Source organism: Chryseobacterium sp. CG10_8, from assembly GCF_058117085.1.
In genome coordinates, this window is record NZ_JBYVEB010000008.1 from 43,574 (window position 1) to 64,248 (window position 20,675).

Below are 20,675 nucleotides of genomic sequence, written 5' to 3' on the forward strand. Positions count from 1 at the left end.
AAAGAAATGTTTCTTATTTTTATATTCCAATAAATGTGTTTTTATGTCAAAAATCGGTTTTTTCGCTTACGGGAGTCAATATCCTTCAAGTGGTGAATGTGTTGAAGAGGCTATCCAACAAATAAACTCTTCTGGAGAAGCGACCATAAGATCGTGGATACAGCTACGGAATTCTGGAAGATTAATTATTAATGAAATACTTGACGAAATAGATAAAGCTGATTTTTTTTGTTGCGATCTGACTGGCCTTAACGATAATGTATTATTTGAATTAGGTTATGCATTAGCAAAAGAAAAACCAATATTTATAATAAATGATGTATCATATGAGGAGTCAAATAAAAAATACAAAGAATTAGATTTATTAACAACTTTAGGATACTCAAAGTATTCGAAAACCCATGATATTACTAATGCTTTTTTTAAAGAAAAGATATATAACACCGACAAAAATCTGTGGAGCGAATTGATTAAGACAGTTACTTTTGAAAAGGACCCTAAAGCAATTCTCGTTCTTAATAGCCAAACAGAAACGAATTACAATTTAGAGATAATAACGCAGGTAGATTATTTTAAATTGCCAAAAATAGTTGACGATGCTAGTGAAAATGTTAACTTGTCATTAAGTTGGTATATTCAAAAATTACATACAGTACCTGCTGTTTTAATTCAATTTTCTTCGCAAACACGCACTGGTTTTGAATTGCACAACTCGAAATGCGCTTTAGTTGCAGGAATGGGCGTCGGGTTAGGTTTAGAAGTTCAATTATTGGCCGAAAAGCCATATAGCTCGCCTTTAGACTTTAAAGATTTATTGAAGAAATTTAATAATAGAGCGGAATGTGGAGAGATTGTTAAGCATTACTTAAGTAATTTGCAGAAGGATATAGCTTCCCTATTGATTAATGAAAAGGATAAAGTTACAACCCGAAAAAAAATTACGGAATTGCATAATTTGGATTTTGGGGAAGCAATTGCTGAACATGAAAGTAATAAACTTTATCAATATTATGTTGACACTTCTCATACCCAGCAACTGATTAAGAACGAGTATAATATTGTTGTTGGAAGGAAAGGAGCTGGTAAAACAGCTACTTTGTATTATCTATTTGAAGACTTAATTAAAGACCCTAGAAATAATGTGGTTTTGATCAAACCCATAAATTTTGAAGTAGACGGATTGATTTCTTTAATGGAAGAATCAAATAGTGAATTTGAAAAGGGATTCTTAATTGAAACAGTATGGAAGTTTTTAATATACTCACAGATTGCTAAATCATTATATGATAAAATTAAAAATAAGCCACTGTTTGCTTTAACAACAGATGAAAATAAATATTTGGATTTCGTTGAAGTAAATAGCAGTATTTTTTTGACAGACTTTTCTACAAGACTAGAAGAACAGATTAAGAAATTAAGGGAGAATGAAATCAATAAAATTGGTGCTGGAAATAATAAAGAGTTTAGACTAAAAGTATCAGAAATATTGCATGAAGGTATAATATATGAAATGAAAGATTTTTTTGGAATATTAATACCTAAAAATCATAAACTAATTGTTTTAATTGATAATCTTGATAAATCTTGGAAAAAAGATTCTAGGCTAAATATTTTGAGTAGATATATATTAGGCTTATTAGGTGTTTCAGGAAGGATTTTTAAGGAGTTATCATATATAAAGTCTATTCAAACAAATTTATCATTTCATTTGACAATTTTTTTAAGAAGTGATATTTTTAAACACCTTCAATCGGTAGCGCGTGAGCCAGATAAAATTGAAGTCTCTAGATTAATGTGGGATGATCCAGAGATATTATTAAGAATCATTGAGGAGAGATTTGTTGAATTGAGCAATAATAAATATAAAAGTTCTGAATTATTTTCAAAATTTTTTGTTGCGAAAGTCAATGGTATTTCAACGAGAGAATTTATAATTAACTGTATTTTTCCAAGACCTCGTGATTTGATATATTTTTGTAAAAGTTGTAAAGATATAGCAGTTGCAAGGGGGCACGAAATTATTAAAGAGCAGGATATATTATATGCTTATAGAGAATATTCGAGTTGGATATTCAAGTCTTTGTTAGTTGAAAATAATGTGATATCAAAGCAAATGGAAGATTTTTTATTTGAATTTGTTGGCGGAAAAAATATCATAGACGAAAGTAGTATAATTAAATTTATGACGAATGCAGGTATTTTAATGCAGGACGGAGATGATGTGGAAAAGTTTATTGATAATTTGGTAGATTTGACAATTGTAGGAAGAGAAGTAAGGCAAAATGAGTTTGAATTTGTGTATGATGTAGAAAAATTCAAGAAGATTAAGATTATGGCAAAAAAATTAGATACCAAACGTTTTCGAATTCACAATGCTTTACTGCCATTTTTAGAATGTGAAGCAACTATTTAAAAGGAGTATTTTTTTACAGGCAATACAGTTAAAAAAAAGTTGGGCATTATGCCCAACTTTTTTATCAACCTTATAAATTAGTTAGTCCTATTTCATGAAGCAATTCAATCTTCGGATTGATGACAAATAGCATGATTAGTTCAGGTTTCGGACGAAATGTATTTCAAGTTAAAGCTTTTAGTCAATAAGAAAACAAATTCCAGAAAGAGAGTTCCATAGATTACTATAATCCACTCCATAAACATTTCCGTTTGCATCTATATCTAACCGACCACTTTTGTATGTTGTTGATGTATTTGCTCTAACTATAACAATAGAGATTTTTCTTTTTGGTCTAAAACCAACTGGGAGAGTAAAGAGTAAATATGCTATTCCATTTGTTTGCGCTGTTCCTCCTTTTAAGCAACCATCAAGAAAGACGACACCATTCTTTCTTCGGTATCTGACAGTTGTATTTGCATCATAGTTGGATGTAGCATTAGAAAAAGCAGTGATCGCTTGCCAACCAGAGTCTTCAATAGGTAATGTAACGTTTCCTGATTGTCCATTTACACTTTGTACCAAATTTGATGGAATATTCATATTGTTGCGAATATCCTGAAGAGATATTTGGGTCACTAAAGTTCCATTATGGGAGGTAAATTGAAGATAGCCGTTATAAGAGTTTACATTTTCTATAATTTTTGCTAACTCAGGACCATCTAAGTGAGCAAAACTATCTATTAAATCTTCAAATTGACTTTGTGTTGGTCTTTTACCGATTTCAAAATATTCTTTTAAGGTGACGATAGGTTTCTTTGCCATGATTGTATTTTTTAATTAATTATTTTATCTAACTATAAAAGTTCCTTGTATAATCATTCCATCTGTTCCATCGGAGGAAATTCCAGCAATATCGGTCCATGTATTTTCTTTATAGATGGTCAATATTTTTTCTTCAGTACTAAACATATTGGATGTATTTTCCGCCACAATTTTAAAATGATGATAAACAATATTTCCATCAGAATCAGTAATAGATAAAGGATCCATATTAAGCTTTTGCAAAGGAAGATAGAAAGTATTATTAACCAAGTCAAATGTTTCTTCAATCTGCCATGATGCTTCTAAAGTAGTTGGATTGACTTCAGATAAATAAAGTTGAGCTTTGGAAGTGTCATTTTCATTATTTAAAATACGAGCTATTTCTTTCCAGTTACCTTCGTTGCTCATCTTGTAAAGGTGGTACTTTCCTTTATAGCATACTTTTTCCCAATTGAGGATTACAGAATTGACCAAATCTCCATTTACAGGCTCTGAATGGTAAGCTAAATTAGGTGTTGGAGGATTATAGTTTTCAACAAGCATACTTGCGGTTACCTTTGATGGTAAAGAAGGAGCTTGTTCAACCACGTTTTGTATACTTCCTCCCGCGGCAAAATAGTTTGTTTCAGAGTATTCTACTTTCCTTGAAACAACAACTCGATAAAATAGGGGGTCACCATATGGCTTCTCTGGTACATTTTCGAATTCATCATATATTACCCAACAACCAGAAGAGGAAATTTCCACATCGGATATATCGACGGTTTTAACAAACGTCATGCTTAAGATGGACTCGGAGTCTAATTTTGAAAGAGCTCTATATAAACTCACTTTATTAATTTTTTGAGTCTGAGGATAAGCATTGACTTCTACTCTAACTTTAGCAGAGATCCCTAAAGACAGGTTATCCAATTGGGGTAATAAGCTCATTATTTTTGGAGGCTCAGCAGGGTTACTATTGACCAATCTTATGGGTCCTAAGACAGGGCTAAAGTCACTCATACCCATTTGTGATCCCACCTCTCTAGATGCATAAAAATAAAAATTATCAGAAGTTCCGTCTATTGTAAAATCCGTGAATAGCGTTTCATTAAGCGTTGGTGGCTGGGTCGTAGTTGAGGCTTGCTTATAGACCGTCATCATCGGAGCCATATCAAATTCTGAATCCGTTGGTTGTAGTAAATATCCGTTATGATCCCTAATATTTTGTTTTAAATTTTTTGGGCGATAGCCGTCGCTTAATTTTTTCAAACGAGAATAGATGACAGGTATTTCAGTTAAAGGCAAGAAGCATCTTTGAATTCGACTTTTAATAAAATCAATAAACAACACATCTGGCACCGAAACATTATTAACTTGTACACTAGGAAGCACAATATCTTTTAATGATGTCAAAGAACCTGACGTGTAGTGTGTGATGGATGAGCCATTTTGATTATTATAGAAATCAATCGAATTGTTTATTTCCTTATATAAATCTTCACTGTCCGGCATTGGAAATTTAAATTGTTGCGTAGGATCAACTTGAGAGGCATAAGGTCTATAATCACCTTCGCTTGCTAAAGTTTCAAAATCAAAGAAGTTTTGCCATCTGTCATTAAAGAAAGCCTCCTCTTGTCCTCCCATTAGCTTAAGGTTATCCTTAACAGTCAATAATGTTTCTTTTTTGTAAAGAGAGTGTAACAACATATTGTCATCACTTCTTAAGAACATTACAGAATAGGGCTTATGCTCAAATTTAGTTAAGAAAGAGTAAGTGGACTTGCCAAATTTGTCTGGTCGAGTAGCAAATGTAGAACCGGTAGGTCGTTGAGGAACCATAGGATAAATAATGGCTTGTGCAGCCAAAAGACAAGGAATACTAAATTTAGATTTGTAATAGTTTCCTTGCATATCCAATGTATCCCTATCCACACTCTTGAATCCAAATACTGAATATTTCACAAGATCATCACCTATAGGCATAATAGCATCATTAACAAGGTTGTTTGATGCATTGGCATACAGATAAACCTTGTATGACGGATAATAATTGACTTTACAATTACCTAAAAGAGGGTCTGATGGTTTTGGAGAATAGGGCTGTCCCTGTTCTACATAAATAGGATTACAATCAACCGTTCCATCTTCTTCAATGGTGAAGCTTTCATCCACAATGTACAAAATAAGATCACCGTTTCCAGCACCAATATTTTCAGTTCTTATAACTTTAAACGGAGTCCTTGTTTCTATAGCAACACCATTTACAAAACTTTCATTGGTAAATAATCTCAAAATTCCTTTATGCCATTCGACGGAATGGGATACGGCATCAAATTGTGAGTGTTGAGCAAGATGAAAATTATTGAAGGTAACTTTATACATTCCCTGATGTACTAATGGTGCAGGAGGAAATGAGGAATAATTAGGGTCATTTGTATTATAAGGACTTTGGTAATTTATAACAACATTGTTAGATTTTGTATATTGAAATAGTGGCTGAAATACCATTTCTACGGTTGCATTATCATGCCAAATTCCCCTACTCTTTTGAATAAATCTTTCTAAGGTTCCATTGGGTTGTGATAATCGGAAAGGTTCTCTATGAATTCCCCAATTATGATCCCCAATCCTTACTTTTAAAGAATTTGGATTTGTGGTACTCCAGTTAGTCACATTTTGCATATTCTCTGTAGCATTGAATATGCCCTGACCAGAAGAACTGATGGTTGGAAAAGTTAAGCTTGATGAATTAATCGTAGGATTAGAGTTTCCAGTAAGTAGCGCAGCGCTTATTTCTTTTTTATAAACTGTAAAATCTAGTCCATTACCTGTCACGGTAATTCCGTGAATAACATAAGATTCACCATCTAGTAGAAATATTCCACCGATAAAATGATCTATAGTTGTACCAATTGGAATTTCGGACTTCCAGATTTCTGTGAAGATAACATTACCCGGGTATACACTAGTACTATTTGGATCAACAACTGCACTACTAGGAACAGGATAGTCTTTTGTCTTAATCATCGCTAGCAATTGATTCGTTGGAACACTATCAACCGCGTAAGCTTGAGCTGTAATTGTTTGAGGTTTAAAGTTTCTGAAGTAGATTTCTACATCATCAGCCATTACTTCATCGGCATCTGGATACAAACTAGTGACATCGGAGATATAGTGATTATCAGGAAGAGAACTATCATTGGGGATCTGATATACCTGTTCATCTTGATAAATGTGATAATCAAATATAATACGAGCCAGTGTTTTATCCCCTCCAATAGCATCAAAACGACTTTGCTCTTCACTAGAAGTAAACATCAAAGGACTTTCCTTTTGAATCAAAAAGCTTTGACATCCGGAAGGAGGAAGCAATGTATTAGCTGGTTTTAATTCCGTATATATGGATACTTCCCCACCAATAAAAGATCTTGAAAACCAGTTGATTCCATAAGTGGCGTAATGATAGGTGCCGCTCTTTTCCTGTTTATGCATGTATAAAGCAGCATTTGGATCTGGAATTTGTATAGGCACAGTTTCGTTAAATCCGTCCCAGTCTGTATATTGGATGTCATTGGACAGTTCAGGTTTCATCCAGATTCCATTATCTGTACCATTAGGTAAGGTATGTCTATATTCTAAGCCCGCGTATACGGGGGTGGTATACAAGGATGAGTCGTAATCCTCACTATGAGAGAAGAATATGGGGTTTATTTCTTCAGTAGGAACTTCGTAGTTATAAATGCTTACATATCTTTTTTTTCCATCAAAAGAATATCCATTGGCATCATACATATTAGAGCTTCCCTGAGCATTATTCATTCCAGGAGTTACTTTCCATATTTCGACAGGAACAGGTAGACGTTGGTCGCCCAATCCTGTTGGGAGAGACATGGATAATAATTGAAGATTTTTGGTTGGCGACTTGATATCCAGATGATCATTAGTATAATATTCCGCTAGGTAGATATACTTTCCGGACAAGATAGCGTTGTCCAAATCTAGGTGTCCAAGACCAAGCATCCGAGCAACATGAAAATCAAGCGCAGCGATGTTCAATAGATCCAAATAGGAGATCTCCATATCCCCAGGAGCAGCAGGATTGCTAGAGAATTGAAAAGCACTATTTGCAGAATTATTTGCAAGATTAATGGAGAGCGTTTCAAAAGCTTTCGGATTATCAGCTTGATCGCTTAGTTGAATATAATCCTCAACAACTCCTTTAATATCTTTATCAAGTGGATTTTGAGGATCGTTTGTGTGATCCCATTTATGGATATAATTAGTTACTCTTAATAAAGAGCCAGTGCCAGCAGCTGTTGATCCATCATTAAATCTCAACCATTTTTTATCGACAGATTGAGGAGAAGGTTCTAGTCGTGTTAGGGCTTCAGTAGAATCGGTGGTTAAAGAAAAGTCATTTATTTTTACCCAGCCTAAATTTTGATTAGTTCTAATAATAAAGTCCGAATAGAATTCGAAATTAATTCTACTGACCAAACAATCTGTAGCTTTGAACCTTATCTTCTTCCCATTTTCAAGGGTAAAATGATTATTTGCAACATCCGCAAGCGTTTTTCGATAGGTTAAATGATTAGGTAAGATATTGTTATTTTCTGAAACAGAAAGTCCTTCAAGCTGCAAAACGGAAGAAGACGATATATTGGTGATATCTGATGAGCACGCAAAAAACAGATCCGTTCTACATACCACTTCAATCACTCCATCACCATAATAACTAATAAAATCAAAAGGACTGGCTAATGGATCTACAAAGCCACTTATTTGATCATATTTAAGAGCGTTTTTGAAATATACATATATAATCCTCTGATTATTATTGAATTTGTATACCCAAAGTCTTTGACTCTGATCTACCAATTGAGGAGGAGAACTAAAATCAAGAGTGAAGAGTACAGGATTATAAGGAGCACGATAGATTTTAACAAAATCGTCTGGCTTGTTATAATTGTAAGAAGTAGAGGCAAGTTTCCCTTTAGCAAGGTGATTTTCTCCAAGAGCACCACCAAAAGCCCAGCGAAGCTGAATGGACTTGGTACTGTCTACACCTGTAGAACCAACCGCTTGCACGTAAAAATTGGGAGTTTGTAATGAAGTTGAACTATTGAAGTTGACGCTTGTTCCGGGATTTCCAGGATTAGGATTTCCCCCGCCATCACAGACGTCCTTTGTGGTTGGATCGAAGTCATAAAGTTCGGGGATATAGCCTTCGCTATATTGAGTATCATTATCAAATACGAGATATTCGATTCGATCTAAAATAAAATTAGATTGGTAACTAGGTATGGTTTCAGTGTCAGCGGTTTTACAAGACGAGAGGTCTCCGTCTAAAACCCCCAAATAATTTTCTTTTTGTCCGTGTATCAATACTTCGTCATTAATAAAAGAATCTAGCTTGGGTGCTGCCATTTCAATCTCTTTGCTCCAGTAGGCCTGCAAATCATAACCAACAAGAGAAATCTCTCTTCCTTCATGATGTAATAAAATATGATCTTTATGATAGATACAGTTAGTATACAAAGAAGAATCCTTTTCAAAGACACCGAGTTTGTTATTTTGATAGTCAAAGATAAGAGAGTATTTGTTATCAAGTGTAGAACCGTGCAAATAGAGGTTATCCTCTACTACACATAAACCATTTAATACTGTATTTCCCTTTTTGTCATCTAAAAATAATTCGGATTGTATAAAATTGAGGCCAGCGTCCAAAGTAATCAGTACTCCGGTTGATTTTCCTTCTTGCATACTTCCATCTTCTTGTGGTGCGGGTTCATTACCACATAGATAAAGTAATTCACCTCTAATTTCCATACCTGTGATTCTAAAAGTAGACTCATAGGAAGGTCGTATATCTTTCTGGAGTTGTAGATTTCCATCACGATCGAAGAAGTAGGCTTTTGTACATTGAGAAGCATCGTCATAGAATCCTACATGAAAGAAATCATCAAAGAAAGACGTTAGAAAAATTTTTGGTTCGTGTAAAACAACATTTTCGAACTTTTTAAACCATAAGGTATCTTTACTATCATCAAACTTTAAAATAAAAGGAAAGAATTCCTTTTCTTTTTCTTCGACACCGGCTATTAAAAAACCACCTCCAATTTGGATGAAATTTACAAAACGTGTTGGAAATTCTAGCTCAGGAAAGAAAAACCCTTTGCTCCAAACAAGATCTCCTACTAAATTAAATGTTGATAATATAGAGTATTTATTCTCAAATGCGCTACCGCAACACCAAATATTTTTTTCAATTTCTTTTGCTTTGTAAATTCTACTACTTAAATCGGGATATGATAAATATTTAAAAAAACTCATGGCTTAATCGTTTACTTTAATGTTATTAATACTCACTGCGCTCACTTGCTCATAAGAAGAGCCATTCCATAAGAGATACTTAAATCTGAAATTGAGTGTTGAATCGAGAATTTCAGCGTTATCATTCATGATAATTACCTGAGAGTAATCTTTTGAGAACAGTCGTTGATACGTTGGATCCACAGAATTACTTCCAGGCGCCATCATTACTTCTATAGACTCATTGATAATATCCACTGGAGTTTTTGGATCATTAAAAGGTTCAGGATTTCGGATAATTATTGCAATCAGTTTGTTTTCCTGATTAACAATTCTGATAAACTCTGTAAAGTTTGGAGGATCTAATGGCTTAAGTCCCCAGACGCCTTCAAATATGCGATCAAAAGGATCTGTATAGGTATTAATAATGTCTTCAAGAGCTGTACTAGTTCCTGTTCCTTCTACTGTTTTGAAAGAATCACTGATTTGTTGCTGAGAAAGAACTACATCAATTTTATAAATTGCATCTTTTTCTTCCACAAGATTTCCATCATCATCGAGCTCCTGACGCTTGTAACTATTGATCTGCTCTTCAAAATTAGCGTATCTAGAAGTTTTAAAAACATATTCATGAACTTTTTGATTTTCTTCATAATCAATTTTGTTCATATTATTAACAGGATCATACACCATTTGATTGGCAATTCCTCCGGTTCCATTCGCATCAAAAGCATTATAAATCAACGCAGTGTACAGTTTTTGTGGTTTAAGGTTATTTAATGTAACGGAGTAGCTGTAAGCTTTTGGCACTATTGGATCCCCTAAATCAATGTGACATAAAATCGAGCTATTGTTATTGTTTACTGTATTAATAAAACTATTTAACTGTTGGATACTCAATGGTAGATTTGGATCATTGTCACCATTCCAAGTTGGTGCCTGTTGATTAGGAACAGGAACAGAGTCAGGAGGATTTTGGTACCAATCTATCGGGAGAGGATATTCAATTACTTGACCAGAAACAGGATCCTTAATAGCAATATTGATTTCCCCACCTATTGATTTTAAACCTTTGTAAGATTCCCAAGACTTAAACATATGATATATGTATGGTTTGGTGAAGAAAATATTAAGCGTACATGCACCATTGCCATAGAACATAGGTTTTGACCCCAACAAACTTCCATCAGCATTAGGATATGATCTTCTCATATCGATGTAAGATTTTAGGCTGGTGATAGGAAATTCTTCAGGTTTATTGTCGTTTTTTCCATCATTATTGTCGTCAAGATACGGAATGTAATCAGCTTTCTTATCGAAGTGACCTAATGGACCTGCTGTTTTAAAACCAAATTTATATTCCCATGTTCTAGGAGTTGAATCATTTACGTTGTCTTTTAACTTGATGTGTATACAATAAGTGGTATTCGGTCTCCATATCGGCTGAACATGATGCTGTATGCCGGCGACCATTTGGTTATAATCTGCCTGTATAGCTGGTTGAGAAGGAATCGTTTGTTGAGTTTGATAGTCCATAACAGTCATCCATGAAACCTGTTGTAGAGAAGTTTTGCAACTAATTACACTGTTAGATTGACAATTACAATTAGCTATCAACGATATTTGGTCAAAAATCTGTTGAGCACATGAAAGCGCCCCAGAAAGGTATGGAGGCCTTGTAACGGTTGGATACTGTTCGAGATACTTAATGTTATCTATTAATCGGTTATATAAATTATATTGAGGGTTTTGCGCATCAAAATCGCTGATCGATGCTATCAGTTGCAAAAAGCAATTCCAGTTATCCCAGAATAAGTCTCTAACACCGGTATATCTTATACAATGATTAAGGTTCCAAATAAGAGTTTCTAAAAATTCACATAGTTCAAAATTAGGTGAACATGGACCATTATTACATGATTGTGTAAGAATTTCTTGAAGTTCTGCGATTAAGGCATCGTATTCATCTTGCTCTTGCGGAGATAACACAATGCTTGTGACAGTTCCATTATTACTGACTGTTGCGTTAGCAAAAATCTGATCAATCTGAGCATTGATATTATCTATAGCATTTTGATCAACCCCATCAGGTATGATTTCTATTTTGGAAACAAATTGCCCCGCATGGTCTGAGGCTAAAAACTCTACAATATTAGACAACCCTGACTGGGTTTTATATACTTGCGCAATTAATGCATAGCTTTGGAAAATTCCAGTTGTGAAGACGTTTTTGTAATATCTAATTGTAACACCTTGAGCTAACGTTGATAACCATAGTCTTACTTTTGCAGATTCTTCAGGTAGAGTGATGACCAAACCGTTATTTGAAATAGTCAGTGATTGTGCAAAAGATGGGTTTACATGAGGATTAGCAGCATTGGTGACTTCCATTCCAGCGATACCTTGAGCAAGAACCATGCTTCCATTGTTTCCAGCGGAATAAAGTCCTGACCAGTCCCCTAAAAGAGTGTAATAAGCTCCATTAATAAAAGTCTGATTTGGGAATTGGGCAGGTGGATAATAGACTGAACCTAACGGTTTATCAAGGACATTTGAAAAATGCCAAATATCGTGTGAACCAGAGCAAAATAGTGATGAAGGTGTTATTCCATACTGTTCAGGAATAAACCAACCAGGTTGTCCTCCGTCCATAAATGAAAAAGGTGTCGTTCCTAAAATTCTGATGGAATCATATTGATTACTATTTCTTTGCCAGAAGCCAATTTTTAAATCATCAACAGCTTGACTAGGTTCTATGGCTTTGTATGGATGATAATCTTTCCAAGATTCAGCAACATAATCATAGAACATTATTTTTATTTCCTCAATGGAATATTGATGTTTCACCTGTCTTAATATATGTCCTCCAGGGACTACCTTTTTAGGAGGAATTAAATCTGTGAAATTATGAGCCGCAGTTGTATGACCACCTATTTTTTGATCAGAAGCAGAGGTGGGAATAAGCCCTTTTTCTGCAGTAATATCAATGTAGGTGTCTAGAGGAATAATCGTTGTTATTTTGCTAGGATCTGCAGTTTCGGTTCTAATAAAATCCAACTTAAATTCTTCATATGTTAGCATATGAATTCCCTTTACAGAATCTTCAGCGCGATCAATTTTTGGCATATCAGGGAATGAGTCATCATCCTCATAGGTAATTGGAGCAACAGGAGTTACGTCAACTGTATCATCCTTTTCCCATTTAATTACAAGGTGAGCCTCAAAATTAATTTTGATAAAGAGAATCTTTACTTTAACCTTAACTGTAAGTTCGGCAAATATCAAAAATGGCTTGATTAACTCAATTCTAAAGAATATTGAGATGCAAATTGAGGCTTTGACAATAAATAAATTAACCTCTGCCCCTCCTTCTAGATACATATGTCCTCCTACCTGAGGACGCTCAAAGCTAATGTACCCTCCAACTTCTATAATCACCCAAACTCTGAGAATGGATAGATTCAAATTGATGTCAACCCGAGTCAAAGATTCAATTCCAGAAGCAGAAATCATGAGATATCCTATTGCTTTAAAATTGATAGAGTCTTTGAGCATTGTCGCTGTAATCGGTCTATCCTTTGTACCAAAGTTTATATACCATGGCCTTTGATTCTTGAAGAAGAATCCCATTTGGACTTCTGCCTGAATTTGGATAAAAGAGCCTTTACTCTTATTTACTAAGAAGTTAGCTCCTGCTCCAAATTCCAATGAATCGTCCCCAACAATAATGAACGCGTAGAATGGAGGTTCTTTAGGATCTACTTCCGCAAGTCCTATTTTTTCACTAAGCAAGGTAAGTCCTGCATCTATGGCAAACATGCTAGGAACTGAAAGTAGAATCATTGCCCTGATAGACATAATTCTGTCCCCTCCCGTTGGTGCAATTGATGCTCCAACACCAATAGAAAATGGATTGCTATAATGTTTTGTCTTTTCTGGGCCACTGAATTTAGGATCAAGGAATAAACCGCGAGGTGGAGAAACATAATAATCATACCAAGTGTCATCATAGGTCATTCCAATTGCTTCTTTCTCTGCTACATATCGTCTTCCAATCAATCCTCTGAATCCAAAAATACCGATTGGTCCTAGTGGTATTGGAATAGGGAATTCGACCATTCCATCAACAGCAAAAGCGGGGTAAGAAGGATCGTATCTAATTTCAGCAGAACCATAGATACTGGCTTGTGGAAGTTGCACAGATACTTTTCCGCGATATTCCGTAGAAACGCCAGGCTCAGGTAGGGTCAAAGAACCTTTGATAATAGCCGTTGCACTACTAGCACTCGCGCTTCCTGGTATTACAAGATCAATTTCTATCGTTGAAATATGGAAATAGTGATCTTTGTAGTCATCTTCATGTCCTCCGTGAGCTGCCGCCATCTCATCATTATCAGAAGTATAATAGTACTTTACTCCATCCCCTCTAACATCTAAACCTATTGGGTTTACACTGATTCCTCCATCAAACCCTATATAATTGTAGGTTCGCATGATACCGTTATGCTCTCTTTGTATGCTGCCAAAATGTATGGTTGTAACAGCCATTCTTACGGCGCCAAGATTAAGGCTTAGGTTAATGGGAATACTGGTGTTTCCACCAGCTATTTCAAATCTTCCATTAGAGTATACACGAATCGCGGGAAGATCAATAGGTTGGTCGTCAAACAAAGAAGCAGCAAAAGAATCCGCAGGAAAGAATACTTTAGTATCAGCTTCAACAAAGAAGTTGTCATTTTCCTTTCCTAATGTTGCATTTTGAAGATTAAGAGTCAGAATGTCAAAAAGATTCATATTTAAACCGCTAGGTAAAAATGTAGCAGAGAGCTTAAAGTTTTCTTTACTTTCCCATTCGCCATAGAAATCTATATACAGATCATCAGTGTTACTTTGAGGATTTGGATTTTTGAATTTTGGGATTCTTAATGCAGCATGTAATGAAGAGTGTACGACTTGTCCTTGATGAAAATCTATATCGAAGCTTTTGAATCCAAGTTCCCATGCTTTATTTTCGTCCTTACCTAGTTTGAACTTTAGATAATCATCATAATTTACGAGTCCAAGATCAAAGTTTTGAATGAAATTAAAATACTCAGTTTCTTTTTTAAATTCTTTATTTTCCCCAGAATTGGTTGTTAACTTTAATGGATATTTAAACTTTAAAAGAGACAGATTACCTAACGTGTTGTTGATATAATCTAGTAATTGATCATGATTTTGAATCTGAACGAGAGTATTAGCATCTGCCATTGAATATACATAAAGATCTGTGTAATCCAACGTAAAATAACTCTGGAAATAACTTGTAACAGCACGATCTCCATTAGACTGTGTTGTTGTAGTACAGGCGGCTCGGATTGCTATGTTTCCAGATATGCCACCAGTACCAACTAACAGATTGTTGGCAGAGATACCGATCGTTTGGCCATTCTGCTTTTTGAACCATTTTTTTGGGAGAAATATTTCGGTATACTCCATATATACACCCATAAATTCTTTTGGTCTACCGTCTGCATCTGCTTCTGCAATATTTTCAGTTTTACTGATGTCTATTTTTAGGTTTTGGATGTCGATAACAAGTCCTGTATTTCCTACCATTGCAGGTTGATTCATATTGAGAATCAGATCCATATTGTACCCGAATCCTTTCTCTGTATCAGCGTAAAACAGTGCTTCAGCAAAAGTAAGCATAACTTTATTGGGATATCCTGATGTATTTTCAGGAATCTCCTCCAGTTCTACGCCGCCAGAAGATCCAAGAGGATAAACAGGCTTCAAAATATTTCTTGGAAACTCTATCCCTGCTGATAACATTAGCGTTGCCCGAAATTTTGGAATAACAACGTCCTTGATAAACTCATCTACATCCTGTGGAATCAAAGAACGGAAATACGCTTTTACTTTATTTGCGGTATCTTGAGTATTGTTAGTAAAAAGGTATGCGGCAAACGCCAGCAAAGAAGCATATTTTCCTCCGGATTTGTTAAACATCTCTGTCACCAACTCGGGAATGGTAGTGGCTGTCGTTGGGAGGTTTAATGGAGAGTTGAGAATCTGAGCATTATTGATGTCGGTAACAAACTGGTGAATAGGTGTTATATTTTGATTTGCAGGCTCTACAAAAGTGTTGACGAAATGAGCAATGGCTTGCTCTTCTGAAATATTAAGAATGCGCAATGCAATCTCGAAAATCTGCTCCGGATCGAAAGAAAAATTACCGACACTAAAAAACCTTAAATACGCTAAAATCTTCCATTGGTACTCTATGGTAATAGGGAAAGACGATATGCCACTGCTGTCTATATCAGGGTTAAGAACAAGAAAAATTCCCGTTCCCGGAATTTCTATATCCAATCTTTTGGGAGAGACAATAGAAAGACCATAAAATGCAGCGTCTCCCTTCGCGCTTTTACTATATTGCAAATCTTTGTAATAGATTTTATCCAAAAGGTTAACAACTCCGGTTTTGATAAAACCTAAGATATCAGGTATATCACTCTCCGAAACAACTGATGACAGTCGCGGATAATATCTGTGGGTTGTGGGTGATGTGGGCATATTTATGTTTTTTTAGTTCTTTAATTTTATCGCTTTTTTACAGTGTAAACCTTATTCCATTTTTATAGGCTCATACATTGTTGTTTAAAGCTGGGAGAGTTTAATTAGCGTCTTCAGTCTTATTAGACATCTTTTCAATTAATATTTCATATTGTTTTTTTTGTTTATTGTCGTCTTAAACATTAGTAGTTGTGGGTAGTAAAGGCAACAATGAATGATAATATGGATGTGAATCCCAGAATGCTTGACCAAATAATTCAATGAATTCATTTACATTCATTGTGTGAATTTCTCCCGTAGTTTCATTCACGTCTTTTATATAAGTGACAAATTGATTTGTATTTGTATCAAACTCATATGTGAATCTTAATTCTAGGTTTGGTAATCCATTTGCTGTATCTATAGATGTTCCATAATAATATTTTTCTGGAGTATATGCAGAATGATGTGTTATTTCATTTGTTTGCAGGTCTAATGTTAGATTTAGGATCATTCTCCCTTGATTGTCATAAACAAACTTCATCTTAAAAAAAAGATTACCATTATTATCATAACTTTCATAATCCCATAAATCAAAACCATTAGCATTTTGTTTATTTAGATATATACCTAAACGGGGGTCTTGTATTAGATCTGTATATTGTTGAATAATTTGGGTTTTATTCTCTGATGGCTCTAAGTAATACTCAAAAAAAGTAAAAGGAATTCCTCTCTTTAATCTTACACTTTCTATTTTTTTGATTTTACCAGATATATCATCAAAAGTTTGAATCTTATACTCTTTAAGCATTTGCATCTGTTGTGAGGTAATACTCTTACCATCAATATTTGTAAATTTAATCATAGTTTCTAATATTTGAATGATATTTCTGGTAACTTGTCGTATTTTCCTACCTTTTTTAATGATAGTAAGTCCCCCTCATTTATGGAAATAATTGCAACGCATTATTATAATAATCAATAGAAAAATTATTTGCATATACACCTCTATTATCAACCTCCTCTATATAATCTATCTTACCCTGTTCATTATAATGATAATAATAGGCAAGATCTCCAAAGTTATTATACTGCAATTTAATTACAGATTTTGGAATTATATTCCCTGTTTGTATATCAATATCTCCAAAACATAGAGTTTTGCCTGTTATTATATTTTCTATATTGAAAGAATATAGTTTTAGTCCTTCATTTTTTAAATACCCCTTTGTTTCCTCCTTAATATAGTTACCTTGAATATCTGTCTTTTTTGCAATATCGATTCCTGGAAGAACCGGGTATTTACTAAGTATTTGATCAACAGTTTCATTTTCTTGATAATAAATCACATTCCAAAGTTCATTATTTCTATATTCTTCTTTAATTTTTATTACATCATTATTTTTAATGATTCTAACAAAATTGCCTAACATTGAAGCTTGTTGTTCTGTAATAGAGTTATTAAACTCATTTTCGTAAATTATTGTTGTACTCATTTATGGAAATAAAGGCAATACATTATTGTAATAATCTATAGAAAATTCGTTAGAAAAAGCTCCATTTCCTTCTTCTCTTATTTTTTCTATTTTTCCTATATTATTATATGTAAAACGGCAAATTAGATCGCCATAAGCATCATACATATATTTTTCTGTCTTCTCAGTAATTATTTCACCTGTTTGTAAATTATAGTAACCATGACATATAGATTTTCCTGTTGAAATACTTTCAACATTAAAAGTACGTAATTTTAATCCCTCGTTTTTTGAATAGGTTTCAAATACTTGTTTAATATATATTCCATTATTTTCTATTATATTTGCAACTTCTATTCTAGATAACATTGGATACTTATTAAATATGTCATCTATACTTTCGTTTTCTCGATAAAAAACAATATCAGATATTTTCCCATTGACATATTCCTCTTTAACTTTTAATACATTATTGTTTTTAATAACTTTGTTAAAGTTATTTAACATTGACGCTTGCTGTTCAGTAATAGAGCTATTAAACTCATTTTCGTAACTTATAGTTGTACTCATAATTTTTCTAAAAATTAAAATTCTACTTTCATATATAGCGCAGAATCATCTGATATTTTTATTGTAATTTCAATACCATCTGGAAATGCACCCGCTTGAGCTGATGAAATTACTCCAAATTCAGCTACTCTCTCTTCCAAATTAATTCCTGTTCCATTTTTTCTAAAAAATCTATTTCCATAAATTAATTTTTTCTTATTAATACTACTTTTGACACTATCCTTAATATCATCAAATATTTTCTTATCAATTATTGATTCACTTCTTAACCTCTTTGCTTCTGTAATTATATCATCTCCTATTTGTGCCAAATTTTGCTCTGTTACAAATATATAGATATCAAAATCTTTAGGATTGGATATCTGAAGAGAAGAACCCCCAATATATACATTATCTGTTGGTAATCCTGCCTCTTCTAAGACTTGCTTTAGTTTTGTTTTAGAAATTCCAAAGTTAGATAGATTAGAATATCCAAAAGGAAATCTTCTAGGCTTTATAAAATCAATTACATTGTCTATTCTATCAATAGCTTCTTGTTTGCCAAAACTTTTATTAATATATTCGATATTTCCTAGTGCATCTTTTCCTTGTACTCTTATCCTTCCGCTTACAAACAGAAATATTTCCATATCTTTTTGGGTCAATCCCTTATCGTTTGCATGCCTTATAAACTCTGCCATTTCACTGTTTGTCCAGTGACTAATACTAAAGGATGGTGTAGAAACTGGATTTCCAAACTTATCTAAATTAGCATCCCTTATTGCTTTTTTTACATTGTTAATTATTTCTTCAATTTTTTCAACAGAAATTGGAATTATTGCACAGGCTTTAATTTTTTGAGAAGCTTCTGATAAATAAGTATTATCTCCACCTACATTAGCATTTTGAAGTTTTTGTTCTAGCATAGCTTCACCACCAGCTGAATCAATTACCTTCTTAGCAGATCTTCTCAATGCCCAAGTCGTTAAGGTATCTGCTGCGGTTACTGAAAGTGTCGCCAATTGCAAAAGCATAATGAAGTTCTTCATGTTTTTGCAAAAAGAGTCATTTGCATTACAATTCACAAAATTGGCGAAGAAACCTAAAACTCCCGAAGCAAACTCTACTCCTCCCAAAACCACTCTTAATCCTGTTTTGGTTAATAGACCAACTTCATCAGTTCCCATTGCTGCCCACCTAAGATGCCGTAATTTTGTAGCATTACCAATTCCTGAAAATGTAAGTATCCCGTCTACAGTATAACCAATTACTGTTTCTACATCACTTCTATCTCCAAGATCATCTATCATTTTCAGAACAAAAACGGGAATAAGTGAGTTAATGGTAAGCGAGCCATCTCCTATTTGTGCAGGCGTTCCATACAAAGTAGGAATCGGCACTTTTGTTTCCACATTATTATTAATGAGGGTAATCGGTTGATATGGGTGGTATGTTCCTACCAAAGCTTCTGCTTCAGTGTTAATGTATTGATCTATGTATTGCGCAGGCAAAGTTGGTAGATTATTTTGATATGCCTTGATTTTATCTTTTTCGAAACGAAATGAAAAATTATCAAAATAAATACCTATGCTCTTATCCGACTCATAAGGTAATGTAATAGGAGCAGCAGTAGGATAATCAATAGGGTACTCATAAGACGGAGGGATTGTATTGTTATTCCTTCTAAATTGATAAGCTGTCTCATAACTGTAATTATAAAGAACAGAAGAAGGGACAGTAGCTGCATTATCTTCAACAAAGAACTTATCGTTAGCTATCGGTTTGTTAGAAATAGGATTTAAGGATTCAATATAAAAAATATCCTGTTTTAATTTTCCATTTAAGTCATAAGGATTGTATTTACTACTTATCCATAATCCGTACATTGCATGTACAAAAGCACTCTTTGTTCTAGTGGGTTGAAAATCGGTTTTAAACAATAAATTAGAAAACTCCAAAAAAGCTACAGAAATATTATAACTTTCACTCAAATTTTCATAAATAACCTCGTATAATGTTCTCTCTGTTATAAAGACTATACCATCATCAATTTTTAATAGCATTTGATCAAGGAATGAATCTACTTCAGTTTGTTGTACAGAATAAATTAAATTAACAATAAATTGCTCCAAGACTTCACTAGGAAAAGGTCTGCCATTTAAGAAAATACCATCGTACCTTTTGTCTTCATTAAGAATATTTTTGAAATTATTAACGTATTTTTTACTACAAATAAACTTTAAAATTTCAATTTTTAGTGATGACGGTATTAATTGTAATACAACTGGACTAAAAGGAATTGCTATAAATATTAACTTTTCTAAGTCACTTGTCTCAATATTATTAGGATCGCTGTGATTTGTTATATAGTTTCTAAAATTACTGTATTGCTCAAAATATTGATCTAACAAACGGTAATTAGATGAATAAAGATCAAGTAATTCATCTTGTGTATGGTTTCCTGCATTATTAACATAAACATCCTTCCATATTATCTCTTGATTATTTTTTATTTGAGAAAAAGTACTCTTGATAAGTGGATTTTGTATATCAATTTCAACAAATGCTTCAAAAACAGTTTGTCCTATATTTTCTATTAATTG

General features: G+C 33.7%; 8 protein-coding genes. 1 reads left to right on the plus strand and 7 read right to left on the minus strand.

What is annotated here, in order from left to right; genetic code table 11:
- Positions 1-43: 43 nt before the first annotated feature.
- Positions 44-2,413 carry a P-loop ATPase, Sll1717 family gene (locus tag AC4AGG_RS02965; protein ID WP_489770493.1) on the plus strand — a complete coding sequence of 790 codons (2,370 nt, stop codon included), beginning with the start codon at positions 44-46 and terminating at the stop codon, positions 2,411-2,413.
- Between the two features lie 177 nt (positions 2,414-2,590).
- On the opposite strand, the gene AC4AGG_RS02970 is transcribed toward AC4AGG_RS02965, so the two are convergent.
- From AC4AGG_RS02970 to AC4AGG_RS03000, 7 genes are all read right to left on the minus strand, one after another.
- Complete coding sequence (locus AC4AGG_RS02970) at positions 2,591-3,217, minus strand: hypothetical protein (RefSeq protein ID WP_489770494.1); 627 nt, start codon at positions 3,215-3,217, stop codon at positions 2,591-2,593.
- 24 nt (positions 3,218-3,241) lie between these two features.
- The gene (locus AC4AGG_RS02975; RefSeq protein WP_489770495.1) at positions 3,242-9,532 is read right to left on the minus strand and encodes a hypothetical protein; all 6,291 of its coding nucleotides are present in this window, start codon (positions 9,530-9,532) and stop codon (positions 3,242-3,244) included.
- A gap of 3 nt (positions 9,533-9,535) precedes the next feature.
- Positions 9,536-16,069 carry a hypothetical protein gene (locus AC4AGG_RS02980; RefSeq protein WP_489770496.1) on the minus strand — a complete coding sequence of 2,178 codons (6,534 nt, stop codon included), beginning with the start codon at positions 16,067-16,069 and terminating at the stop codon, positions 9,536-9,538.
- Between the two features lie 175 nt (positions 16,070-16,244).
- Positions 16,245-16,913: a hypothetical protein gene (locus tag AC4AGG_RS02985; RefSeq protein ID WP_489770497.1), complete on the minus strand. Its 669-nt coding sequence runs from the start codon at positions 16,911-16,913 to the stop codon at positions 16,245-16,247.
- A 79-nt stretch (positions 16,914-16,992) separates the two neighbouring features.
- Complete coding sequence (locus tag AC4AGG_RS02990; RefSeq protein WP_489770498.1) at positions 16,993-17,544, minus strand: hypothetical protein; 552 nt, start codon at positions 17,542-17,544, stop codon at positions 16,993-16,995.
- Positions 17,545-18,093, minus strand: coding sequence for a hypothetical protein (locus AC4AGG_RS02995; protein WP_489770499.1), 549 nt, complete (start codon positions 18,091-18,093; stop codon positions 17,545-17,547). It lies immediately after the preceding gene.
- A gap of 14 nt (positions 18,094-18,107) precedes the next feature.
- Positions 18,108-20,675, minus strand: a 2,568-nt coding sequence (locus AC4AGG_RS03000) for a hypothetical protein (protein WP_489770500.1), incomplete at its 5' end; no start/stop codon positions are given.